The sequence below is a fragment of the Massilia sp. 2TAF26 genome (genome assembly GCF_052115005.1).
In the GTDB taxonomy this organism is placed as follows: domain Bacteria; phylum Pseudomonadota; class Gammaproteobacteria; order Burkholderiales; family Burkholderiaceae_D; genus Telluria.
Genome location: NZ_JBFRFV010000023.1, coordinates 1 through 18,234 on the forward strand (window position 1 = coordinate 1; position 18,234 = coordinate 18,234).

Annotated in this window: 16 protein-coding genes and 1 pseudogene; 11 read left to right on the forward strand and 6 right to left on the reverse strand. The window is 67.0% G+C overall.

The annotated features are described in order from the left end of the window. Positions 1-456, forward strand: a 456-nt coding sequence (locus tag AB4Z32_RS20415; RefSeq protein ID WP_442123701.1) for an NAD-dependent epimerase/dehydratase family protein, incomplete at its 5' end; no start/stop codon positions are given. A gap of 29 nt (positions 457-485) precedes the next feature. Beyond that, positions 486-656, forward strand: a complete 171-nt coding sequence (locus tag AB4Z32_RS20420; protein ID WP_442123702.1) for a hypothetical protein — start codon at positions 486-488, stop codon at positions 654-656. On the opposite strand, the gene AB4Z32_RS20425 is transcribed toward AB4Z32_RS20420, so the two are convergent. Further along, positions 653-2,107, reverse strand: coding sequence for an aminotransferase-like domain-containing protein (locus AB4Z32_RS20425; protein ID WP_442123703.1), 1,455 nt, complete (start codon positions 2,105-2,107; stop codon positions 653-655). The two genes, AB4Z32_RS20420 and AB4Z32_RS20425, sit on opposite strands and share 4 nt — an antisense overlap. 111 nt (positions 2,108-2,218) lie before the next feature. Here AB4Z32_RS20425 and AB4Z32_RS20430 point away from each other — a divergent pair, with 111 nt between their 5' ends. The 4 genes from AB4Z32_RS20430 to AB4Z32_RS20445 all read left to right on the forward strand — a co-directional run bounded on the left by AB4Z32_RS20430 (position 2,219) and on the right by AB4Z32_RS20445 (position 6,514). Then, complete coding sequence (locus AB4Z32_RS20430; protein ID WP_442123704.1) at positions 2,219-3,151, forward strand: DMT family transporter; 933 nt, start codon at positions 2,219-2,221, stop codon at positions 3,149-3,151. A gap of 69 nt (positions 3,152-3,220) precedes the next feature. Beyond that, positions 3,221-3,682, forward strand: coding sequence for a RidA family protein (locus tag AB4Z32_RS20435; RefSeq protein ID WP_442123705.1), 462 nt, complete (start codon positions 3,221-3,223; stop codon positions 3,680-3,682). 140 nt (positions 3,683-3,822) lie between these two features. After that, complete coding sequence (locus AB4Z32_RS20440) at positions 3,823-5,016, forward strand: aminotransferase-like domain-containing protein (protein ID WP_442123706.1); 1,194 nt, start codon at positions 3,823-3,825, stop codon at positions 5,014-5,016. 160 nt (positions 5,017-5,176) lie between these two features. Further along, entirely contained in the window at positions 5,177-6,514 is a 1,338-nt protein-coding gene (locus AB4Z32_RS20445) for a diguanylate cyclase (protein ID WP_442123707.1), read from the forward strand. A gap of 54 nt (positions 6,515-6,568) precedes the next feature. Here AB4Z32_RS20445 and AB4Z32_RS20450 read toward each other — a convergent pair whose 3' ends face one another. From AB4Z32_RS20450 to AB4Z32_RS20460, 3 genes are read right to left on the reverse strand one after another with little or no spacing between them, the layout of a single operon-like run. Beyond that, positions 6,569-8,134 carry an FGGY-family carbohydrate kinase gene (locus AB4Z32_RS20450; protein ID WP_442123708.1) on the reverse strand — a complete coding sequence of 522 codons (1,566 nt, stop codon included), beginning with the start codon at positions 8,132-8,134 and terminating at the stop codon, positions 6,569-6,571. After that, entirely contained in the window at positions 8,131-9,708 is a 1,578-nt protein-coding gene (locus AB4Z32_RS20455) for a glycerol-3-phosphate dehydrogenase/oxidase (protein ID WP_442123709.1), read from the reverse strand. The genes AB4Z32_RS20450 and AB4Z32_RS20455 overlap by 4 nt, the downstream gene beginning before the upstream one ends. Further along, positions 9,705-11,297, reverse strand: a complete 1,593-nt coding sequence (locus AB4Z32_RS20460) for an FAD-binding oxidoreductase (RefSeq protein WP_442123710.1) — start codon at positions 11,295-11,297, stop codon at positions 9,705-9,707. Before AB4Z32_RS20460 ends, AB4Z32_RS20455 begins: the two co-directional genes overlap by 4 nt. Before the next feature lie 92 nt (positions 11,298-11,389). Between AB4Z32_RS20460 and AB4Z32_RS20465 the strand changes: the two genes are divergently transcribed. Next, positions 11,390-12,448: an AraC family transcriptional regulator gene (locus AB4Z32_RS20465; RefSeq protein ID WP_442123711.1), complete on the forward strand. Its 1,059-nt coding sequence runs from the start codon at positions 11,390-11,392 to the stop codon at positions 12,446-12,448. Here AB4Z32_RS20465 and AB4Z32_RS20470 read toward each other — a convergent pair. Then, a pseudogene (locus AB4Z32_RS20470) lies at positions 12,445-13,188 on the reverse strand (YoaK family protein); the annotation flags it as partial. The gene AB4Z32_RS20465 and the pseudogene AB4Z32_RS20470 overlap by 4 nt on opposite strands. A gap of 94 nt (positions 13,189-13,282) precedes the next feature. On the opposite strand from AB4Z32_RS20470, the gene dapC reads away from it, so the two are divergent. The 3 genes from dapC to AB4Z32_RS20485 all read left to right on the forward strand — a co-directional run bounded on the left by dapC (position 13,283) and on the right by AB4Z32_RS20485 (position 16,697). Beyond that, entirely contained in the window at positions 13,283-14,524 is a 1,242-nt protein-coding gene (gene dapC / locus AB4Z32_RS20475; RefSeq protein ID WP_442123712.1) for a succinyldiaminopimelate transaminase, read from the forward strand. A 29-nt stretch (positions 14,525-14,553) separates the two neighbouring features. Beyond that, the gene (dapD, locus tag AB4Z32_RS20480; RefSeq protein WP_442123713.1) at positions 14,554-15,378 is read left to right on the forward strand and encodes a 2,3,4,5-tetrahydropyridine-2,6-dicarboxylate N-succinyltransferase; all 825 of its coding nucleotides are present in this window, start codon (positions 14,554-14,556) and stop codon (positions 15,376-15,378) included. Between the two features lie 170 nt (positions 15,379-15,548). Continuing rightward, positions 15,549-16,697 (forward strand): PilT/PilU family type 4a pilus ATPase, encoded by a 1,149-nt coding sequence (locus tag AB4Z32_RS20485; protein WP_442123714.1) that lies wholly within the window; start codon positions 15,549-15,551, stop codon positions 16,695-16,697. Positions 16,698-16,713: 16 nt separating this feature from the next. Here AB4Z32_RS20485 and AB4Z32_RS20490 read toward each other — a convergent pair whose 3' ends face one another. Next, positions 16,714-17,055 (reverse strand): transcription initiation protein, encoded by a 342-nt coding sequence (locus AB4Z32_RS20490; protein WP_442123715.1) that lies wholly within the window; start codon positions 17,053-17,055, stop codon positions 16,714-16,716. Between the two features lie 174 nt (positions 17,056-17,229). Between AB4Z32_RS20490 and AB4Z32_RS20495 the strand changes: the two genes are divergently transcribed. Beyond that, positions 17,230-18,150 carry a DUF535 family protein gene (locus AB4Z32_RS20495; RefSeq protein WP_442123716.1) on the forward strand — a complete coding sequence of 307 codons (921 nt, stop codon included), beginning with the start codon at positions 17,230-17,232 and terminating at the stop codon, positions 18,148-18,150. Positions 18,151-18,234: the final 84 nt, after the last annotated feature.

Below are 18,234 nucleotides of genomic sequence, written 5' to 3' on the forward strand. Positions count from 1 at the left end.
GTGCTGACCCAGTTCTTCGGCCACATCGTGCGCGGCGAGACCATCTCGCTGGTCGACGGCGGCCACCAGAAGCGCGCCTTCACCTATATCGATGACGGCATCGAGGCCCTCATGAAGATCATCGAGAACAAGGACGGCAAGGCCAGCGGCCAGATCTACAACATCGGCAACCCGGCCAACAATTATTCGATCCGCGACCTGGCCGGCATGATGCTCGAGCTGGCCGCCGAGTACCCGGAATACGCGGCCGGCGCGCAGAAGGTGCAGATTGTCGAGACCAGCTCGGGCGCCTACTACGGCGCCGGCTACCAGGACGTGCAGAACCGCGTGCCGAAGATCGAGAACACGATGCAGGACCTGGACTGGGCGCCGACCACCAACATGGCCGACGCCCTGCGCGGCATCTTCGATGCCTACCGCGGCCAGGTCGGCGTCGCACGCGGCCTGGTCGAGTGAACCATCCCCGGCACAGCAGTGCCGACGGGATGACCTATATCCGTCGCGACCCGGTGACTGCTCGTGTCATCTACAAGGCGCAGGTCATCCTCCGCATCCTCGGTCCGGGTGCGGCGCGCGCCTTCATGAGGACCATGAGACTGGACGCCGCCCTGATCGAGCGCGTGCTGGGGGCGCAGCAGCACGCGCTGCGGCGCTAGGATGCCGGACCGGCGGCGCCGGCAAGGAAAGCCCACAGCGGCGAATCCTCGCGCGTCGCCACGTTCAGCCGCATGCGCGTGGACGGCAGCTGGTCCGGCGAAAACAGGCTGCCCGGCGCCAGCAGAAGGCCCTGCTCCATGGCCTGTGCCGCCATTACGCTGGTATCCCTGCCGGCATCGACCCACAGGAACATCCCTGCCGAAGGCAGGCTCTCCAGCTTCAGTCCCAGCTCTTCGCTGCGGCGGATGGCCTTCGGCCGCGCGCCGTCCAGGCGCGCGCGGATGCGCTCGAGGTGCTTGCGGTAGACGCCCTCCGCCAGGATCTTGTAGACCACCCGTTCGCCCAGATCGCTGGTGGTGAGGGTCGCCAGCATCTTGCGGTCGGCCAGGCGCAGCGCCAGTTCCTTCGAGGCCGCGATGAAGCCGACCCGCAAATTGGCCGCCAGCGACTTCGAGAATCCCCCCAGGTAGATCACCCGCCGCAGCTGGTCGAGCGGCGCCATGCGCGTGGCCGGCTGTGCCGACGGACCCGGGTGCAGGTCGCAATAGATGTCGTCTTCGACGATGACGAAGCCGTGTTCCTCGGCGATGCGCAGCACCTGGAAGGCCTTGGCTGCCGACAGCGAGGTCGAGCTCGGATTGTGGAGCACCGAATTCACCACGAACAGGCGCGGCTTGTGCAGCGCCGCCAGTTCGGCCAGCTTCGCCACGTCGGGCCCATCTCCGAGGCGCGGGATGCCGACGACCTTCAGGCCCATGGCGGCAAAGGAGCCGAACATCAGGAACCAGGCGGGATCCTCGACGAACACGGTGTCGCCCGGCCGGCACAGCTCGCGCGCCACCAGGTCCAGGGCCTGGGTCACGCCCACCGTGGTCACGATCTGGTCCGGCGCGGCTTCGATCTCGAGTTCCGCCAGCTTGCGCTGCAGTTGCTGGCGCAGCGGCAGATAGCCCTGCGGCGCGCCATAGTTGAGCAGCATGGCGCCCGGCTGGCGGCCGATGGCGCGCAGGGCGCCGGCGATGCCGGGACCGTCCAGCCATTCGGCCGGCAGCACCCCGGCGGCGGAACTGGTCTGGCCCGGCGCCTGGCGGAACAGGTTGCGGATCAGCCAGACCACGTCCAGGGCCGGCGCCGGCGGCGCACCCGCCACCACCGCTTCCTTCAGGCCCGTGTTCAGCGGCGAACGCTCGCGCACGAAAAAGCCGGCGCCGCGGCGCGATTCCAGATAGCCCTGGGCCACCAGGCGGTCGTAGCTGGCCACCACCGTGAACGGCGAAACCCCGTGCGCGCCGGCGAACTGGCGGATCGAGGGCATGCGGGCGCCGGCGCGCAAGTGCTTGTCGTCGATGCGCGCGGCCACCGCGCGGACGATCTGGTCGGCCAGCGGCTCGCCGGAATCGCGTGAGATCCGGGCTTGAAACCCGGGGGCCTGGGAGACTGTGTTGGTCATTTCGCCATGACAGTGTGAGGGTTTATGCGGGTAACTGTATAGGTACTGTACTGCTCTTGAGGTCTAGCATAGCGCTGACCAGGTATTGACGCAATCGCCACAGGAGCCAATATGACACAGTCCACCCTCGCCTCACCTTCCTTGCAGGCGGCGCGCGACGAGCACCGCAGCGAAACCCGCGGCATGCTGCTCGGCCTGGCCGCGGTCGCCCTGTTCAGCCTGACCCTGCCCTTCACGCGCATGGCCGTGGCCGAACTCGACCCGTTGTTCGTCTCGCTGGCGCGGGCCGTCGGCGCGGCGCTGCTGGCCGGCGCCTGGCTGCGCTGGAAAGGCGCGCCGCGGCCTCCGCGCACGGCCCTCCCGGCGCTGGCCGTGGTGGCGCTGGGCTGCATCATCGGCTTTCCGCTGCTGACCTCGATTGCCATGCGCACCCTGCCGGCCTCGCACGGCGCGGTGCTGATCGGCGTGCTGCCGCTGTGCACCGCGCTGTACTCGGCGCTGCGCGGCCACGAGCGTCCTTCGGCCGGCTTCTGGGCGCTGGCCCTGATGGGTTCCGGCCTGGTGGTGGTATTCGCCCTGACCCAGGGCGGAGGCCGCCTCGAGCCGGCCGACTTGCTGATGTTCGCGGCGGTGCTGTCGGCCGCGGCCGGCTACGCGGAGGGCGGACGGCTGGCGCGCGACCTGGGCGGCCGCGAAACCATCTGCTGGGCGCTGGTGCTGGCGGCCCTGCCCAGCGCGGTGCTGCTGGCCGTGCTCGACCCCGGCCAGTTCGCGCGGCTGGGCGCGGTGGGCCTGCGCGCCTGGCTGGCGCTCGGCTACGTCACCGTGTTTTCGACCATCGTCGGCTTCTTCTTCTGGTATCGCGGGCTGGCGCTGGGCGGCGTGGCGCGGGTCGGCCAGGTGCAGCTGGTGCAGCCCTTCCTGTCGCTGGGCGGCGCCTGGCTGCTGCTGGGCGAGCCGCTGACCGCCGCCAATTGCGGCTTCGCCCTGGCGATCATCGGCGTGGTCGCGGCCGGACGCCGGATGCAGGTGCGCACGCGATGAGCCGGACGTAGCCGCGCGCAGTGGCAAGTCGTACAATACCGGCTCTTTATCACGTAATCTGGGGATTCCATGTCCGTCTACGACAAACTCAAAGAACTGAACATCACCCTCGCGTCGCCGGCAGCCCCGGCCGCGGCCTATGTCATGTATGTGCAGACCGGCAACCTGGTCTTCATCTCCGGCCACATCGCCAAGAACGCCGACGGCTCGCCGAACACCGGCCTGCTGGGCAAGGACAAGACCACGGCTGACGGCCAGGCCGCCGCGCGCTCGGTCGCCATCGACCTGATCGGCACCCTGCAGGAAGCCTGTGGTGGCGACCTGAGCCGCGTGAAGCGCATCGTCAAGGTGATGAGCCTGGTCGCCTCGACCCCGGAGTACAACGAACAGCACCTGGTCACCAACGGCTGCTCGGAACTGCTGGGCGAAATCTTCGGTGAGGCCGGCAAGCATGCCCGCTCGGCGTTCGGCGTGGCCTCGCTCCCGCGCGGCACCTGCGTCGAAATCGAGATGATCGTGGAAGTAGCGTAATCACGCAGGATGGGCACCCGTGCCCACCCTGCAAATTCCGGGGCGAGCCCACAAGGCAAGCTCCTTTTAACGAAGCCGCTCATCCAGCGTGCTTTATAATGGCCGACGCACCCCAGCCGTCCTTCTCCAGTGAGATCAGTATGAAAATCGAAAATCCCAATCCCATCCAGTGGCACTTCTCGGAACGCGCACAGCAGCTGCAAAGCTCGGCGATCCGCGAAATCCTGAAGATTACCCAGCGTCCGGAGATCATCTCCTTCGCCGGCGGCCTGCCGTCGCCCGCCACCTTCCCGGTCGAGCGCATGAAAGCCGCCTACGACAAGGTGCTGTCCGAAGCCGGCAAACAGGCCCTGCAATACGGCCCGACCGACGGCTACGCGCCGCTGCGTGAATGGATTGCGGCTTATCTGTCGACCCCGGACTGCAAGATCCTGCCCGAGCAGATCCTGATGGTGTCCGGCTCGCAGCAGGCCCTCGACCTGCTGGGCAAGGTACTGATCGACGAAGGCAGCAAGGTGCTGGTCGAGACCCCGAGCTACCTGGGCGCCCTGCAGGCGTTCTCGGTGTACCGTCCCGACTTCCACTCGGTCGAGACCGACGATCACGGCCTGGTGCCGTCCTCGCTCGAAGGCCTGGCCGAAGGCGCGCGCCTGCTGTACGCGCTGCCGAACTTCCAGAACCCGACCGGCCGTTCGCTGTCGATCGAGCGCCGCCGCGAGCTGGTCGAGACCTGCGCCCGCCTGGGCCTGCCGCTGATCGAGGACGATCCCTACGGCGCGCTGTCGTACAAGGGCGAGCCGATGCCGCGCATGCTGAACATGAACCCGGACGGCGTGATCTACATGGGCTCCTTCTCGAAGGTGCTGACCCCGGGTATCCGCCTCGGCTACGTGTGCGCCCCGCTGCCGCTGGTGCGCCGCCTCGAGCTGGCCAAGCAGGCCGCCGACCTCCACACCGCCCAGCTGACCCAGATGGTCGTGCACGAAGTGGTCAAGGACGGCTTCCTGAACGAGCACATCCCGACCATCCGCAGCCTGTACGCCAACCAGTGCCAGGTGATGCTGGACGCGATGGACGAGCACTTCCCAAACAGCGTGACCTGGACCCGTCCGGAAGGCGGCATGTTCATCTGGGTCGAGCTGCCGAAGCACATCGACGCCACCAAGCTGCTCGACCAGGCGATCGCCGCCCGCGTCGCCTTCGTGCCGGGCGCGCCGTTCTACGCCAACGATCCGGCCACCAACACCCTGCGCCTGTCCTTCGTGACCGTGCCGCCGGAGCGCATCCGTGAAGGCATCGCCGTGCTGGGCAAGCTGATCAAGGACCAGCTGTAATCTCCCCGCTTCGAGTGCGACTTTTGGTTGTCCTGGACGACCAAAAGTTGCGCCAAAGTCACAAATTTTTCTATCAAACAAGCAATACTTGCCCTCTGACGGTGCCCAACGATGTATGATTTTGAACGATCAATCATCGCGCAGCTTCACGAGGCACAGTATGCCCAACCTAGCCAGCGCGGGGCTGTCCACGCCCCGCAAGCCTGCCATTCTCATCGTCGACGACGCCGCGGACAATCTCGCCGTGCTGCGTACGATGATGCTGCGCCAGGGTTACCAGACCTTCGTCGCCACCTCGGGTGAGCGCGCCCTCGAAATCGCCCGGCGCATCCAGCCCGACCTGGTGCTGCTCGACGTCGTCATGCCCGGCCTGAGCGGCCTGGAGACCTGCCGCCGCATGAAGGCCCACCCGGCCACGGCGCGCATTCCCGTGATCTTCATGAGCGCGCGCGGCGAGACGGAAGACATCGTCGCCGGCTTCGACATCGGCGCCGCCGACTACATCCCCAAGCCGCTGCGCATGGAAGAAGTCTGCGCCCGCGTGCGCGCCCAATTGCGCCTGACCGGCGGCAGCGACGCCCAGAAGGAACAGGCGGACCGTCTGCGCATGATCGTCGACAGCATGGACCAGGGCCTCCTGATCGTCGAACGCTGCGGCCGCATCCAGTACGCGAACCCGGCCTGCGACCGCTACCTGGGCCATGCCGCCGACGAGCTGGTGGGCCGCTCGCTGGCCGAGCTGCTGGCCCAGCAGGAGAGCTATCCCGACGACTGCGCCGCGATGGAAGCGGTCGGCCACGGCACCCGCGAAGTGCTGATCCGCCACCGCGACGGCGGCCTGCGCGCGATGGACCTGACGATGACCCCGATGCACGCGGCAGACGGCCTGTTCGTTGCCCTGCTGCACGACATCACCCACCACAAGCAGTCCGAGGATGCGCTGCAGCGCGCCGCCATGCTGGACCCGCTGACCAGGATCGCCAACCGGCGCCACTTCGACAGTTTCCTGGAGCGGGAATGGCAGCGTGCGATCCGCAACGCCCAGCCGCTGTCGCTGGTGGTGCTCGACGTCGACCACTTCAAGCTGTACAACGACACCCTCGGCCACGCCGCCGGCGACGTCTGCCTGCAGAAGGTGGCCCAGGCGCTGCAGGCACACGCCCTGCGCCCGACCGACCTGGCGGCGCGCTACGGCGGCGAGGAATTCGTGCTGCTGTTCGCCGAGACCCCGCAAGAGGCCGCGGCCCGCCTGGCGGAAGCGATCCGCACCACGGTCGAAGCCCTGCAGTTGCCGAACCCGCGCTCGCCGACCTCGCCCTGGATCACGGTCTCGGTCGGCGTCGCGACCATCGTCCCAACCCAGCTCGACCAGATCGGCCAGCTGTTCGTCTGCGCCGACCGGGCCATGTATGCGGCCAAGGGGGGTGGGCGGAACCGGGTCGAGACCGCGGTGGCGGGGGCGGCCTGGGATGCGGTTCGGAATGCGGCGATGATGTAAGCACGCCACCGTCGTTCCCGCGAAAGCGGGAATGACGTTCATGGGCCAACGACGTCAGCGGACCTGCGGATACCCCGTAATCTCCGCAATATCCCGATAAAGCGGCTGCAACTGCTTATACATCCGCTTGTACACCTGCCGGTACAGCCGGTCATAAATCGACCGGTGCTCCGCCACCGGCTCGAACACCCGCCCCACCCTGGTCATGGCCGCCACCGCCGCATCGAAATCGCGGTGCAGGCCCAGTCCCACCGCCGCATCGATGGCCGCGCCCAGGCCCGAGGTCTCGTAGACGTGGGGGCGCGCGGTCGGCAGGCCGAAGATGTCGGCGGTGAGCTGCATCGCGCAGTCGCTCTGGGAGCCGCCGCCGGACACCCTCAACTCGGTGATCGCCACGCCGCTGCGCTTCTCGATCCTCTCCTTCCCTTCGCGCAGCGCATAGGCCAGCCCCTCCAGGATGGCGCGGTAGACGTGGGCGCGGGTATGGACGTCGCCGAAGCCGATGATGCCGCCCTTGGCCTCGCGGCCCGGCACGCGGATACCGGGCGTCCAGTAGGGCTGCAGCATCAGGCCCATCGAGCCGGGAGGCACGGTGCTGGCCATGCGGTCGAACAGCTGTTCGGGCGCGACGTCTTCCGCCAGCGCGCGCAGCTGTTCGTGGTGGCCGAACTGCTCCTTGAACCAGTTGACCATCCAGTAGCCGCGGAAGACCTGCACCTCGTTGCTGTAGGCGCCGGGCAGCGCCGCCGGGTAAGGCGGAATGAAGGGCGTGACCTCGGTATAGCGCGTGCTGGTGGTGTTGATGGTGGCCGTGGTGCCGTAGCTCAGGCAGCCCACGTGGGGCTCGCGGCAGCCGGCGCCGATCACCTCGCAGGCCTTGTCGGCGGCGGCGGCCAGCAGCGGCAGGCCTTCCGGGATGCCGGTGGCCTGCGATGCGTCGGAAGTCACCGTGCCCAGGCGCTCGCCGGGCTCGACCAGCTCGGGCAGCATGTGGGGCTCGACCGCCAGCGCCTGCCACTTCCAGTCGTGGCGGGCGGCCCAGCGGCGGCGCTTGTAGTCGAATGGCAGATAGGCCACCTGCGAACCGCTGGAGTCGGCGAAGCGCCCGCACAGCCGCCAGTTCAGGTAGCCGGACAGCAGCAGGAACTTGTCGGTGGCCGCCCAGATGTCCGGCTGGTGGGCCTTGATCCAGTTGATCTCGGCCTCGCCGCGGAAGTAATCGATGGTGCCGTCCACGCGCGCCAGCTTGAACGCCGCCTGCCACCACCAGGCGATGCCGGGCCAGGTGTCCGTGCGGCGCTGGTCGAGCCAGGTAATGGCCGGCCGCAGCGCCTTGCCGTCCTTGCCGAGATTGACCACGGTGCCGCGCTGGGTGGTCACGGCCACGCCCTGCACCGCGGCCTTGTCGACGCCGGGCTGGCCCCACAGGCCATGGCAGGCCTTGCACAGCGCTTGCCAGTAATCCTCGGGATCGTGTTCGGCCCAGCCGGGCTGCTCGGAAAAATATGCATCCAGCATAATTTGCGACTTCGCCACGATATTCCCGTTCAGGTCGAACAGCAGCGCGCGCACGCTCTGGGTGCCGTTGTCGATGGCGAGGATGGTCGGCTGGGTCGTCATTGCGCTGTCTCCTGCGGCAGCCCGTAGTGGGAGTTCCACAGGGCAGCATAGTTTCGTTCTTCTTCTTGCCAACGCGCGTCGCTCCAGCCCAGCTCCGGCCGGCAGATCGCGCGGACGCGCGGCATCAGCGCGGCGCCGCCCTGCTTCAGCTGCAGGCCCAGGCGGGTGCGGCGCAGCAGCAGGTCGTCGAGGTGCTGCACGGCTTCCGCGCGCGCGGCCCAGCGCAGCTCCGCCCACAAGGTCTCGGTGCCGGGAATGAGCTCGAATTCGTCCGCGCCGGCGGCGGCCAATAATGCGCCGGTGGCGGCGCCGTACCGGCCTTTCAAACGGCGAAGCCGGGCGCCGCACAGCCGCTCGTGGCAAGCCTCGGGCGGCGGCGCGAACACCCGGCAGGGCTGCAGCTGGTCGCGCCAATCCGGCAACTGGGCGCGCACGCTCGCAAGCGCGTCGAGGGCGATGGCGCGGAAGGTGGTCAGCTTGCCGCCGGCCACCGCCACCAGCCCGTCCTCGCTCCAGACGCTGTGCTCGCGCCCTTCGCGCGAGGCCTCGGCGTGGCCGCCCGCGATGACCGGACGCACCCCGGCAAAGGTCGACAGCACATCGCCTTCGCCGATGCCGAGCTGGGGAAACTGGGCCTGCACGGCCGCCAGCAGGTAATCGAGTTCGGCCCGCGTGATGCGCGCCTCGGCATCCAGCGGCTGGGCGTGATCGAGGTCGGTGGTGCCGACCAATGTGACGCCCTCCCAGGGATAGGCGAACACCGGGCGGCCATCGTGCGGGTGCATCAGGCTCACGGCCTGGGACAGCGGCAGGCGCCAGGCCGGCAAAATCAGATGGCTGCCGCGCAGCGGACGCAGGCGCGGTCCCTTGCCGTGCAGGGCGCCGGACCAGGCGCCGGTGGCATCCACGACCACGCGGGCGCGGACTTCATGGCCGGCATTTCCGATCCCGTCATGCAGCAACGCGCCGGCCACCCGCCCCTGGTCGCGGATCAGCGCGCGTGCGGCCACGTAGTTCAGCGCCGAGGCGCCATGATCCATCGCCTCGCCCAGCACGCGCAGCACGAGGCGCGCGTCGTCGGTCTTGGCGTCGGTGTAGACGATGCCGCCGGCCAGGCCTTTACGTTCGACATTCGGCGCCCGTTCGAGAAATTCCTCGGCGGCGAGCCAATGCCGCTCGCGCCTTCCGGCCAGCAGGTCGTAGATGGCCAGGCCGGCCAGGAAGCTGCGGCGGCCGCGCTGGCCCTCGTAATGGGCGAAGGCGAAGCCCTGCGGCTCGACCAGCCCGGGCGCGTCGCGCAGCAGGCTTTCGCGTTCGCGTACCGATTCGCGCGTCAGGTGCAGGTGACCATCCTTCAGGTAGCGCAGGCCGCCGTGCACCAGCTTCGACGAACGGCTCGAGGTGCCCCAGGCGAAGTCGCGCTGCTCGACCAGCATGGCGCGCAAGCCCCGGCGCGCGGCTTCCAGCAGGATGCCGGCGCCGGTGATGCCGCCGCCGATCACCAGCAGGTCCCACTCCTGCGCCATCAGACCGGGCAAGGCGGCGCGGCCGTCCCTCCTCCATAGCGCCGTCATGGGCTCACCAGTTTGCCGGGATTCATGCAGCCGCCCGGATCGAACTGGCGGAACACGGTGCGCAGCGCCTCCATGCCGAGCCGGCCCTTCTCCGCCTGCAGCCAGGGCGCGTGGTCGCTGCCGACGCCATGCTGGTGGCTGATGGTGCCGCCACTGGCGACGATCGCTTCCGACACCGAGGTCTTGAGGCGGCGCCAGCGCGCCAGGTCGGCGTCGTAATCGCCGGCCAGGCGCCAGATGAAGGTCGTGTACACGCTGGCGCCCTGCGGATACAGGTGGGACAGGTGGGTGTAGGCATGCACCTGCTCGCCATCCGCGGCCAGGGCATCGGCGGCGGCCCGCTCGACCGCGCGCATGCCCGGCGTCACGCGCGGCCAGTCGAGGGCCGTCTCGACGGTATCGATCGCATACCCGCGTTCCCAGGCCGCGTTGCGCAGGTAGACGTTGCGGAAGCGGTTCTTCTTCCAGCGCTCGCCCAGGCCGCGGCCCGCGTGCACGCCCTGGAACCGGCGCGCGAGCGTCAAGGCCGCCGCCAGGGCCGCGCGCGCCTGCTTGCGAGCGCCGCTGGCGCCGACCAGCAGCATGCACTTGCCTTCGCCCGCGCCGCGCAGCCGCAGCAGTGTCTCCAGCAGGGCCACCTGCCGGGGATGCCCGGCCAGGGTCAGCATGGTCGCCGTCTCCACCGGATTGGACAGGCGCAGCATCGACATCCCGAGCCGCGCCTGCACGATCGCGCGCACCGCCGTCTCGGCGCGCTCCCAGTCCGGCAGGAACACGGCGTGGAAGGCTTCGAATTCCGGCACGGGACTGATGCGCACCGTGGCATCAAGGAGGATGCCGAGCCGTCCTTCGGAACCCAGCACCAGCTCGCGCAGGTCGGGGCCGGCGGCGGACGCCGGGAAGGTCGGCAGCTCGAGCCTGCCCTGCGGCGTCTCCATGCGGCCGCCGGCGAACAGCTGCTCGATGCGGCCGTAGCGCAGCGACTGCTGGCCGGAGGAACGCGTGACGATCCAGCCGCCCAGGGTCGAGTATTCGAAAGATTGCGGAAAGTGGCCGAGGGTATAGCCCTGGGCGCGCAGCTGGGCTTCGAGGTCAGGACCGGCGACGCCGGCGCCGAAGGTGGCCAGCAGGGATTCGCGATCGAGGCCGGTGAGCGCGCGCAGGCGTCCCATGTCGACCGACAGCGTCGGCCTGTCCCGCGCCGCATCCAGATGGCCGCAGACACTGGTGCCGCCGCCGTAGGGCACCACGGCCGCGCCGGCGTCGACGGCGAAGCGGATCAGGTCGCGCACCTCGTCCGCGCTTTCCGGAAAGGCCACGCCGTCCGGCGCCGCCTCGATCCGGCCGTAGCGCAGGCGCAGCCAGTCGGGCAGGCTCTGGCCCAGCGCATGGGTCAGGCGCACGGCCGGCGTGGTGTCGACCAGCGGATGCGGCGGCAGGCGCGAAGGCGCGAGCTGCGCGCACACGGCCTCGAAGGCGGCGTCACGCGGCACGCTGCCCGGTCCCAGCTTCTGTTCGAGGAAACGCAGCGCGCCCTCGCCGATCGGCACCTCGATCGTATCGTCTCCCCAGCCGTTCCATCGCCTCATGGTTCTCCCATTGCATAGTTTTATATTTTGCAAGAAGATAAGCCATTCGCCTCCCCACGTATTGCGGATTCATGCCAAGCGCTTGTTCGAACATGCCACCGGCCAAAGGCCCCCTGCTTGCCCGGGTCACCGGCTCCTACCTGCAGCCGCTGCTCGAGACCGCGGCCGCGTGCGGCGTCGATGCGCGTGCGCTGGCCCGGGCGGCCGGGCTGCATGAGGGCGCGCTCGGCCCGCTGCCGGAATCGCTGGCGGCAAGCGACTACATCGACCTGCTCGCGGCCGGCGCCGACCTGACGCGGGATCCGCACTTCGGCCTGCACGTGGGCGAACGGGTGCGTCTTGGCACCTACAGCGTCTACGGCCTGATCCTGCTGGCCTGCGCCGACTTCGCCCAGGCCCTCGAACAGACCCAGCGCTACGAGCAACTGGCCCACGACCTCGGACGCTCGCGGCTCGAAGTCGACGCCGCCACCGGACTGGCGCGCTACACCTGGATCAGCCACTTTCCCGGCGCCAACCGCCATCTGGCCGAAAGCGTGTTCGCCGGCATCCGCACCTTCGGCTCCTGGCTCGCCGGCCGGCCGCTGGCGCCGGTGCGGCTGGCCTTTGCGCATGCGAGCGATGCCGATCCGGCCGAGTACGCGCGGGTGCTGGGGATGGCGCCGGCGTTCGGCGCCGAGGCCCACCTCGCCTGCTTCGACGCCGCCCTGCTGGCGATGCCGGTGCCGAACGCTGACGCCGGCATGTATCCGGTGCTGCAGCAGCATGCCGAGCGGCTGCTGAAGGAGCGGAACAATGCGCGCGAGGAGGAGCGCGGGCGCCACGGCATCGTCGCCCAGGTGCGCGCCTGCGTGATCCGCAACCTGGCGAACGACCGCGTGCGCCTGGCAAGCATCGCCGATGAACTGGGCCTGTCGCAGCGCACCCTGCAGCGCAAGCTTTCCGAGGCCGGCGCCAGCTTCCAGCAGGTGCTCGACAGCGCCCGCCATGCGCTGGCCCAGGACTACCTGCGCCAGCGCGGCCTGTCGCTGGCCGACATCGCCTTCCTGCTCGGCTACCAGGAGCAGAGCGCGTTCACGCACGCCTTCCGCGAGTGGTCGGGGATGAATCCCGGGGCCTGGCGCGAGCGGGCGCTGGCGGGTCAGGTCTGACGCGGCGCCAGGCGGCGCAGGTCATCTACCGCAGGCACGATCGCCAGAAGGCACAGCACGCAGGCCAGCGGCAAGGTCGCCAGATAACCGGCATGCTTGAAGCCGAGCGCCCCCACCAGTCCCCCGCTGAAGAAACCCAGCAGCAGCGACAGCAGCAGGCGCAGGCGCGCATGGTTGGCCGCCACCCTGGGCTGCGCCGGGTCGCGGTTCCAGTACAACATGCGGCCCAGTTCGATGCCGATGTCGGTGACGATGCCGGTCATGTGGGTGGTGCGGATCTCGGCGTGCGAGATCTTGGTGATCAGCGCATTCTGCAGGCCCATCATGAAGCACAGCAGCATCACCGTGGCCGGCACGAACAGGGCGTCGACCCCGGCCAGGCGCGCGCCCAGCACGCCGAAGGCCAGCAGCAGCATCGCTTCGAACAGCAGCGGCAGCGCATACTCGCTGGCCAGGCGACGGCGCCGCCCGTAATTGACGGCGAGCGCGGTGCAGGCTGCCCCCGCCAGAAAGGACAGTACGGCGCCGAGTGCATCCAGCGCCAGGTCCCAGGCGCCGAGGGCCAGGTTGTCGGCCGCGGAGGAGATCGCCCCCGTCAGGTGCGAGGTGTACTGGTGAACGGCAAGGAAACCACCGGCGTTGATGGCGCCGGCGACGAAGGCGAGCGCCACCCCGAGGTGGCGGTTGGCGCGCGGGCTGCGCGCATTGCCGAGAAGGCTGCGGGCGTAGTGGATTGGCACGTCGGTAATATTACCGCATTCCAAGCGAAAGCAGCATCAGGCCGGCCTCGCTATAATTGACCTTCTCGCATCGATCACCCGTCCTGGTATAGCCGTGAACCCACATCTCGAAAGACTGCACCCCTATCCCTTCGAAAAGCTGCGCCAGCTGTTCGCCGGCGTCACGCCGAATCCCGAGTACGTTCCCATCAGCCTCGGCATCGGCGAACCCAAACACCCGACCCCGGCCTTCATCCAGAAAGCCCTGACGCAGAGCATGACCGGGCTGGCGAACTATCCGAGCACGCACGGCGGCGATCCGTTGCGCACGTCGATCGCCGGCTGGCTGGAACGCCGCTACGGGGTGCCGGCGCTGGATCCGAACACGATGGTGCTGCCGGTGAACGGCTCGCGCGAGGCGTTGTTCGCGATCGCCCAGTGCGTGATCGATCCGCGCGCGGGATCGAATAACGGCGCGAACGGCAGCGCCCTGGTGATGTGCCCGAACCCCTTCTACCAGATCTACGAAGGCGCGGCCTACCTGGCCGGCGCCGAACCGTATTTCGTGAATTCGGTCCCGGCGCGCAACTTTGCCCCCGACTACGACAGCGTGCCCGACGAGGTCTGGGCCCGCGTGCAGCTGCTCTACCTGTGTTCCCCGGGCAACCCGACCGGCGCCGTGCTGACCCTGGACGACTGGCGCGAGCTGTTCGAACTGTCCGACCGCCACGGCTTCGTCATCGCGGCCGACGAGTGCTATTCCGAGATCTGGTTCGGCTCGACCCCGCCGCTGGGCGCGCTGGAGGCGGCCCACCAGCTCGGCCGCAGCGCCGGCCAGCGCCCCTACGCCAACCTGGTCGTGTTCTCGAGCCTGTCGAAGCGCTCCAACGTGCCGGGCATGCGCTCCGGCTTCGTGGCCGGCGATCCGGACGTGCTGAAGAAATTCCTGCTCTACCGGACCTACAGCGGCGGCGCGATGTCGCCGCCGGTGCAGGCGGCGTCCTGCGTGGCCTGGAACGACGAGGCCCACGTGCAGGAAAACCGCAACCTGTACAAGGAAAAGTTCAGCCTCATCACCCCGCTGCTCAAGCAGGTGATGGACGTCGAACTGCCCGACGCCGGCTTCTACCTGTGGGCCGACGTGCGCGCCAGCGGCCTGTCGGACACCGAGTTCGCACGCGGCCTGTACGCCGAATATAATGTGACGGTTTTACCCGGCTCCTACCTGGCGCGCGACGCGCACGGCAGCAATCCGGGACGCAACCGCATCCGCATGGCGCTCGTCGCCGGCGTGGACGAAGGACTGGAAGCCGCCAACCGCATCGTCCAGTTCTGCAACGATTTGAAGTCCTCCTGAAAACAGATCCGTAACCTGATAGATCCATCATGACCCAACAACTCCAGACCATCATCGACACCGCGTGGGAACAGCGCGCCGAAATCAGCCCGTCCAACGCCAGCGCCGAAGTGCGCGACGCAGTTGCGCACGTCCTTGCCGGCCTTGACGACGGCAGCCTGCGCGTCGCCCAGAAAGACAGCGGCAGCTGGGTCGTGAACCAGTGGATCAAGAAGGCCGTCCTGCTGTCGTTCCGCCTCGAGAACAACGTGCCCGTCGAAGGCGGCGGCCTGCAGTTCTACGACAAGGTGCCGACCAAGTTCGCCGACTACACCGCCGACGACTTCGCCAAAGGCGGCTTCCGCGTGGTGCCGCCGGCCGTGGCCCGCCGCGGCTCCTTCATCGGCAAGAACGTGGTGCTGATGCCGTCCTACGTGAACATCGGCGCCTACGTCGACGAAGGCACCATGGTCGATACCTGGGCCACCGTCGGCTCCTGCGCCCAGATCGGCAAGAACGTCCACCTGTCCGGCGGCGTCGGCATTGGCGGCGTGCTGGAACCGATGCAGGCCAACCCGACCATCATCGAAGACAACTGCTTCATCGGCGCACGTTCGGAAATCGTCGAAGGCGTGATCGTCGAAGAAAACTCGGTGATCTCGATGGGCGTGTACATCGGCCAGTCGACCAAGATCTACAACCGCGAAACCGGCGAAATCAGCTACGGCCGCGTGCCGTCGGGTTCGGTGGTCGTGTCGGGTTCGCTGCCATCAAGCGATGGCAAGTACAGCCTGTACTGCGCCGTGATCGTCAAGCGCGTGGATGCGCAGACGCGTGCCAAGACTGGTATCAACGAGCTGCTGCGTGGCGTGTAATCCGCAACGCTGAATACGCCATTCCCGCGGAAGCGGGGCGTCGGGTCGGGCAATGCCCGGCACGACGGTGGCGTATTTCCCCACAGCGGGCTCTTCCGCCCACCGCAATCCTTCCACAACGGTTAGAATCCCCAAAACGCAAAAATTACCGCGAAGCAAGGGAGAGAACCATGATGATGGAACGCCTGTTCCAGTTGATGAAGGAAAAGAACGCGTCGGACATGTTCTTCGCGGTCAATTCTCCCGTCCACATCAAGATCAACGGGAACCTCATCCCGATCAACCAGAACAAGCTGGAACCCGAAAACATCCAGGTCCTGCTGTCGGAAATCGCCTCGCCCGAACAGATGGCCGAGCTGGAGCGCGAGAACGAGCTGAACATGGGTATTTCGGTGCCCAATCTGGGCCGCTTCCGCCTGTCGGCATTCCGCCAGCGTGGCTCGATCTCGGCCGTGTTCCGCTTCGTGCCGGCGAGTATTCCGCCGCTGGCCGAGCTGGGCCTGCCGCCGGTGCTGTCCGAACTGATCATGGAAAAGCGCGGCCTGCTGCTGATCGTCGGTGCCACCGGCTCCGGCAAGTCGACCACGATCGCCTCGATGCTCGACCACCGCAACGAACAGCGCTCGGGCCATATCCTGACCCTGGAAGATCCGATCGAGTACCTGTTCAAGAACAAGAAATCGATCGTCAACCAGCGCGAGATCGGCAGCGACGCCGCCAGCTTCGACGTTGCCCTGCGCAACTCGATGCGCCAGGCGCCGGACTGCATCCTGATCGGCGAGATCCGCGACAAGGACACCATGGCCGCCGCCCTCGCCTACGCGCAATCCGGCCACCTGGTGCTTGCGACCCTGCACGCCAACAACAGCTACAACGCGCTGAACCGCATCATCAGCTTCTACCCGATCGAGAACCGCCCCGCCCTGCTGCAGGATTTGTCGTCGGCGGTGAAGGCCATCGTCTCGCAGCGCCTGGTGCGCTCGAAGGCCGGCGGCGCGCGCCAGGCGGCGGTCGAGATCATGGTTAATACCCGCTACGTCGCCGACCTGATCGAAAAGGGCGAAATCGGCCAGATCAAGGAAGCCATGGACAAGAGCCTGTCGCCGGGTTCGCAATCCTTCGAGAAGGCGCTGCTGGAACTGGTGCAGGCCGAGCTGATCACCCAGGAAGAAGCGCTGGCGAATGCGGATTCGGCCACCAATCTGCTGTGGCTCATCAATAATGGGCCGGACAGCCAGGGGGCCAAGGCGGAGGAGCAAGCCAAGCCGGCCGAGGAATCGGCAGGTCCCTCGTTCACGGAATTTACGCTCGACAACTAGCAGGCGCCGCTCGAGCTCAACTCTCAGGATCGTAGTAGAACTCGCGCAGCTCTTGTGCGCAGCGGCAGGCCGCAGCGATCCTGGCCGCCCATTCAAGGGCTACTGCCCGGGACGGCAGCTCGAGCACGCAAAAGCCGCCATCGAACTCTCTGGTCTGGCGGTAGGTCTCGCTTGTACAGCGCCCGTCCGCCGCAACGACGACCGGCGCGACCTCGGCGTTGATTCCTCCGCCAAACACGTAGACCCCGGCAGCCTTTGCCTCGCGGATGACCGCATGCGCCGCATCGCTAACGGCGGGCATGTCTTCGGCAGGAACATCCATTGCACTCGCAGGAAAGGAGATAAGAAACTTTGTCATGATTCGATGCTCAGTTGTGACAACGAAATGGATGAGCCATCGTCTGGGACATCATTACCGTTTATCCATCATAGGCCATGTGTGGCCGACCGCACGTAGCCATAAATACGCTCTTGCATAGATTAAGCATTGGTGGCCGAGTCAACATTCTCAAGCCTTTAATGCAAGGATCACATGGTTCTCACCCACCTGGCCAGACACTGGTACGCCAGAAGGAATTTTCCGTTTATTTCATGGGTCGCATGTATTGGACGCAGCCTGCGTGTAGTTCTGTTCTATCGCTTTCATCGACGATTGCTCGCCTTGGAAATCTATCGCAATTATGTCAGCGCGGCCCATGACGATGTATTCCATCATCTCAGCCATCGGAACTATCTCATCCGTGGTTTGACGCTCCGACAATGTGTTCAATGCGTCGCTACGCATTACCACTTTGACGAGGCGACATTCGACCGAGCCTACAAGCGCGCCGTTTACGCCGATGGCGGCTTGGTGCTGTGGGAGCGTAATCTCGATGGCATTCCGGTTTCAATCAAACTCGAGATGGCGGCACGCTTGTGTGCCGAAGGTGACCTGACCATTTGTGCGTATGTCGACAAGCTTGCCCTGCACTGCCTGTCGTTCAGCTGGACTGAAGGCAGTTTCGTTGGTATCGATGCGCCAGTCGTACCGTTCGTCGTGCGCAATCAGGGACACCGGGCCGACGCTGCGGCCGCGCTCAAAAATTTCGAACGAGCATATCCAAACAACTCACCAAGCTTTTTCTGCATCGCGGCTGTGCAAGGGCTTGCCCTGGCGCTGGGAATGAATCAGGTAGTGGCGGTGAGGTCAACATGGCAATGTTCCTACACCGCCGCCGACGATAAGCATTTTGCCAACGCCTATGACGGACTGTGGCAAACTTTGGGCGGCGCACCGATGGGTGACAGAATCTTCTGCATCGCCTTGCCGTTTTATGTGAAGCCGCTATCGGAGATGGCTGCCAAGCATCGTAAACGCGCAAGAACGCGACGCGAGCATTGGGCGTCGATTTCAGAATCGGCGTACTCGACCTTGCGTGCCCATCTGGTGCAGAAGCGATCCGAACAAGGCTGAGTTGGGATGGCGTTCAGTGCACGGACAGGAATGTCGCTTGTCGGCTAAGGGCAAGCGGATCAGCTTGCACAACCGACGCAGCCT

What these genes read in the sequence shown, in the direction of transcription:
- AB4Z32_RS20420 (WP_442123702.1), top strand. Translation starts at nt 486, where the DNA reads ATGACCTATATCCGTCGCGACCCGGTGACTGCTCGTGTCATCTACAAG.
- AB4Z32_RS20425 (WP_442123703.1), bottom strand. Translation starts at nt 2,107, where the DNA reads ATGACCAACACAGTCTCCCAGGCCCCCGGGTTTCAAGCCCGGATCTCA.
- AB4Z32_RS20430 (WP_442123704.1), top strand. Translation starts at nt 2,219, where the DNA reads ATGACACAGTCCACCCTCGCCTCACCTTCCTTGCAGGCGGCGCGCGAC.
- AB4Z32_RS20435 (WP_442123705.1), top strand. Translation starts at nt 3,221, where the DNA reads ATGTCCGTCTACGACAAACTCAAAGAACTGAACATCACCCTCGCGTCG.
- AB4Z32_RS20440 (WP_442123706.1), top strand. Translation starts at nt 3,823, where the DNA reads ATGAAAATCGAAAATCCCAATCCCATCCAGTGGCACTTCTCGGAACGC.
- AB4Z32_RS20445 (WP_442123707.1), top strand. Translation starts at nt 5,177, where the DNA reads ATGCCCAACCTAGCCAGCGCGGGGCTGTCCACGCCCCGCAAGCCTGCC.
- AB4Z32_RS20450 (WP_442123708.1), bottom strand. Translation starts at nt 8,134, where the DNA reads ATGACGACCCAGCCGACCATCCTCGCCATCGACAACGGCACCCAGAGC.
- AB4Z32_RS20455 (WP_442123709.1), bottom strand. Translation starts at nt 9,708, where the DNA reads ATGACGGCGCTATGGAGGAGGGACGGCCGCGCCGCCTTGCCCGGTCTG.
- AB4Z32_RS20460 (WP_442123710.1), bottom strand. Translation starts at nt 11,297, where the DNA reads ATGAGGCGATGGAACGGCTGGGGAGACGATACGATCGAGGTGCCGATC.
- AB4Z32_RS20465 (WP_442123711.1), top strand. Translation starts at nt 11,390, where the DNA reads ATGCCACCGGCCAAAGGCCCCCTGCTTGCCCGGGTCACCGGCTCCTAC.
- dapD (WP_442123713.1), top strand. Translation starts at nt 14,554, where the DNA reads ATGACCCAACAACTCCAGACCATCATCGACACCGCGTGGGAACAGCGC.
- AB4Z32_RS20485 (WP_442123714.1), top strand. Translation starts at nt 15,549, where the DNA reads ATGATGATGGAACGCCTGTTCCAGTTGATGAAGGAAAAGAACGCGTCG.
- AB4Z32_RS20490 (WP_442123715.1), bottom strand. Translation starts at nt 17,055, where the DNA reads ATGACAAAGTTTCTTATCTCCTTTCCTGCGAGTGCAATGGATGTTCCT.
- AB4Z32_RS20495 (WP_442123716.1), top strand. Translation starts at nt 17,230, where the DNA reads ATGGTTCTCACCCACCTGGCCAGACACTGGTACGCCAGAAGGAATTTT.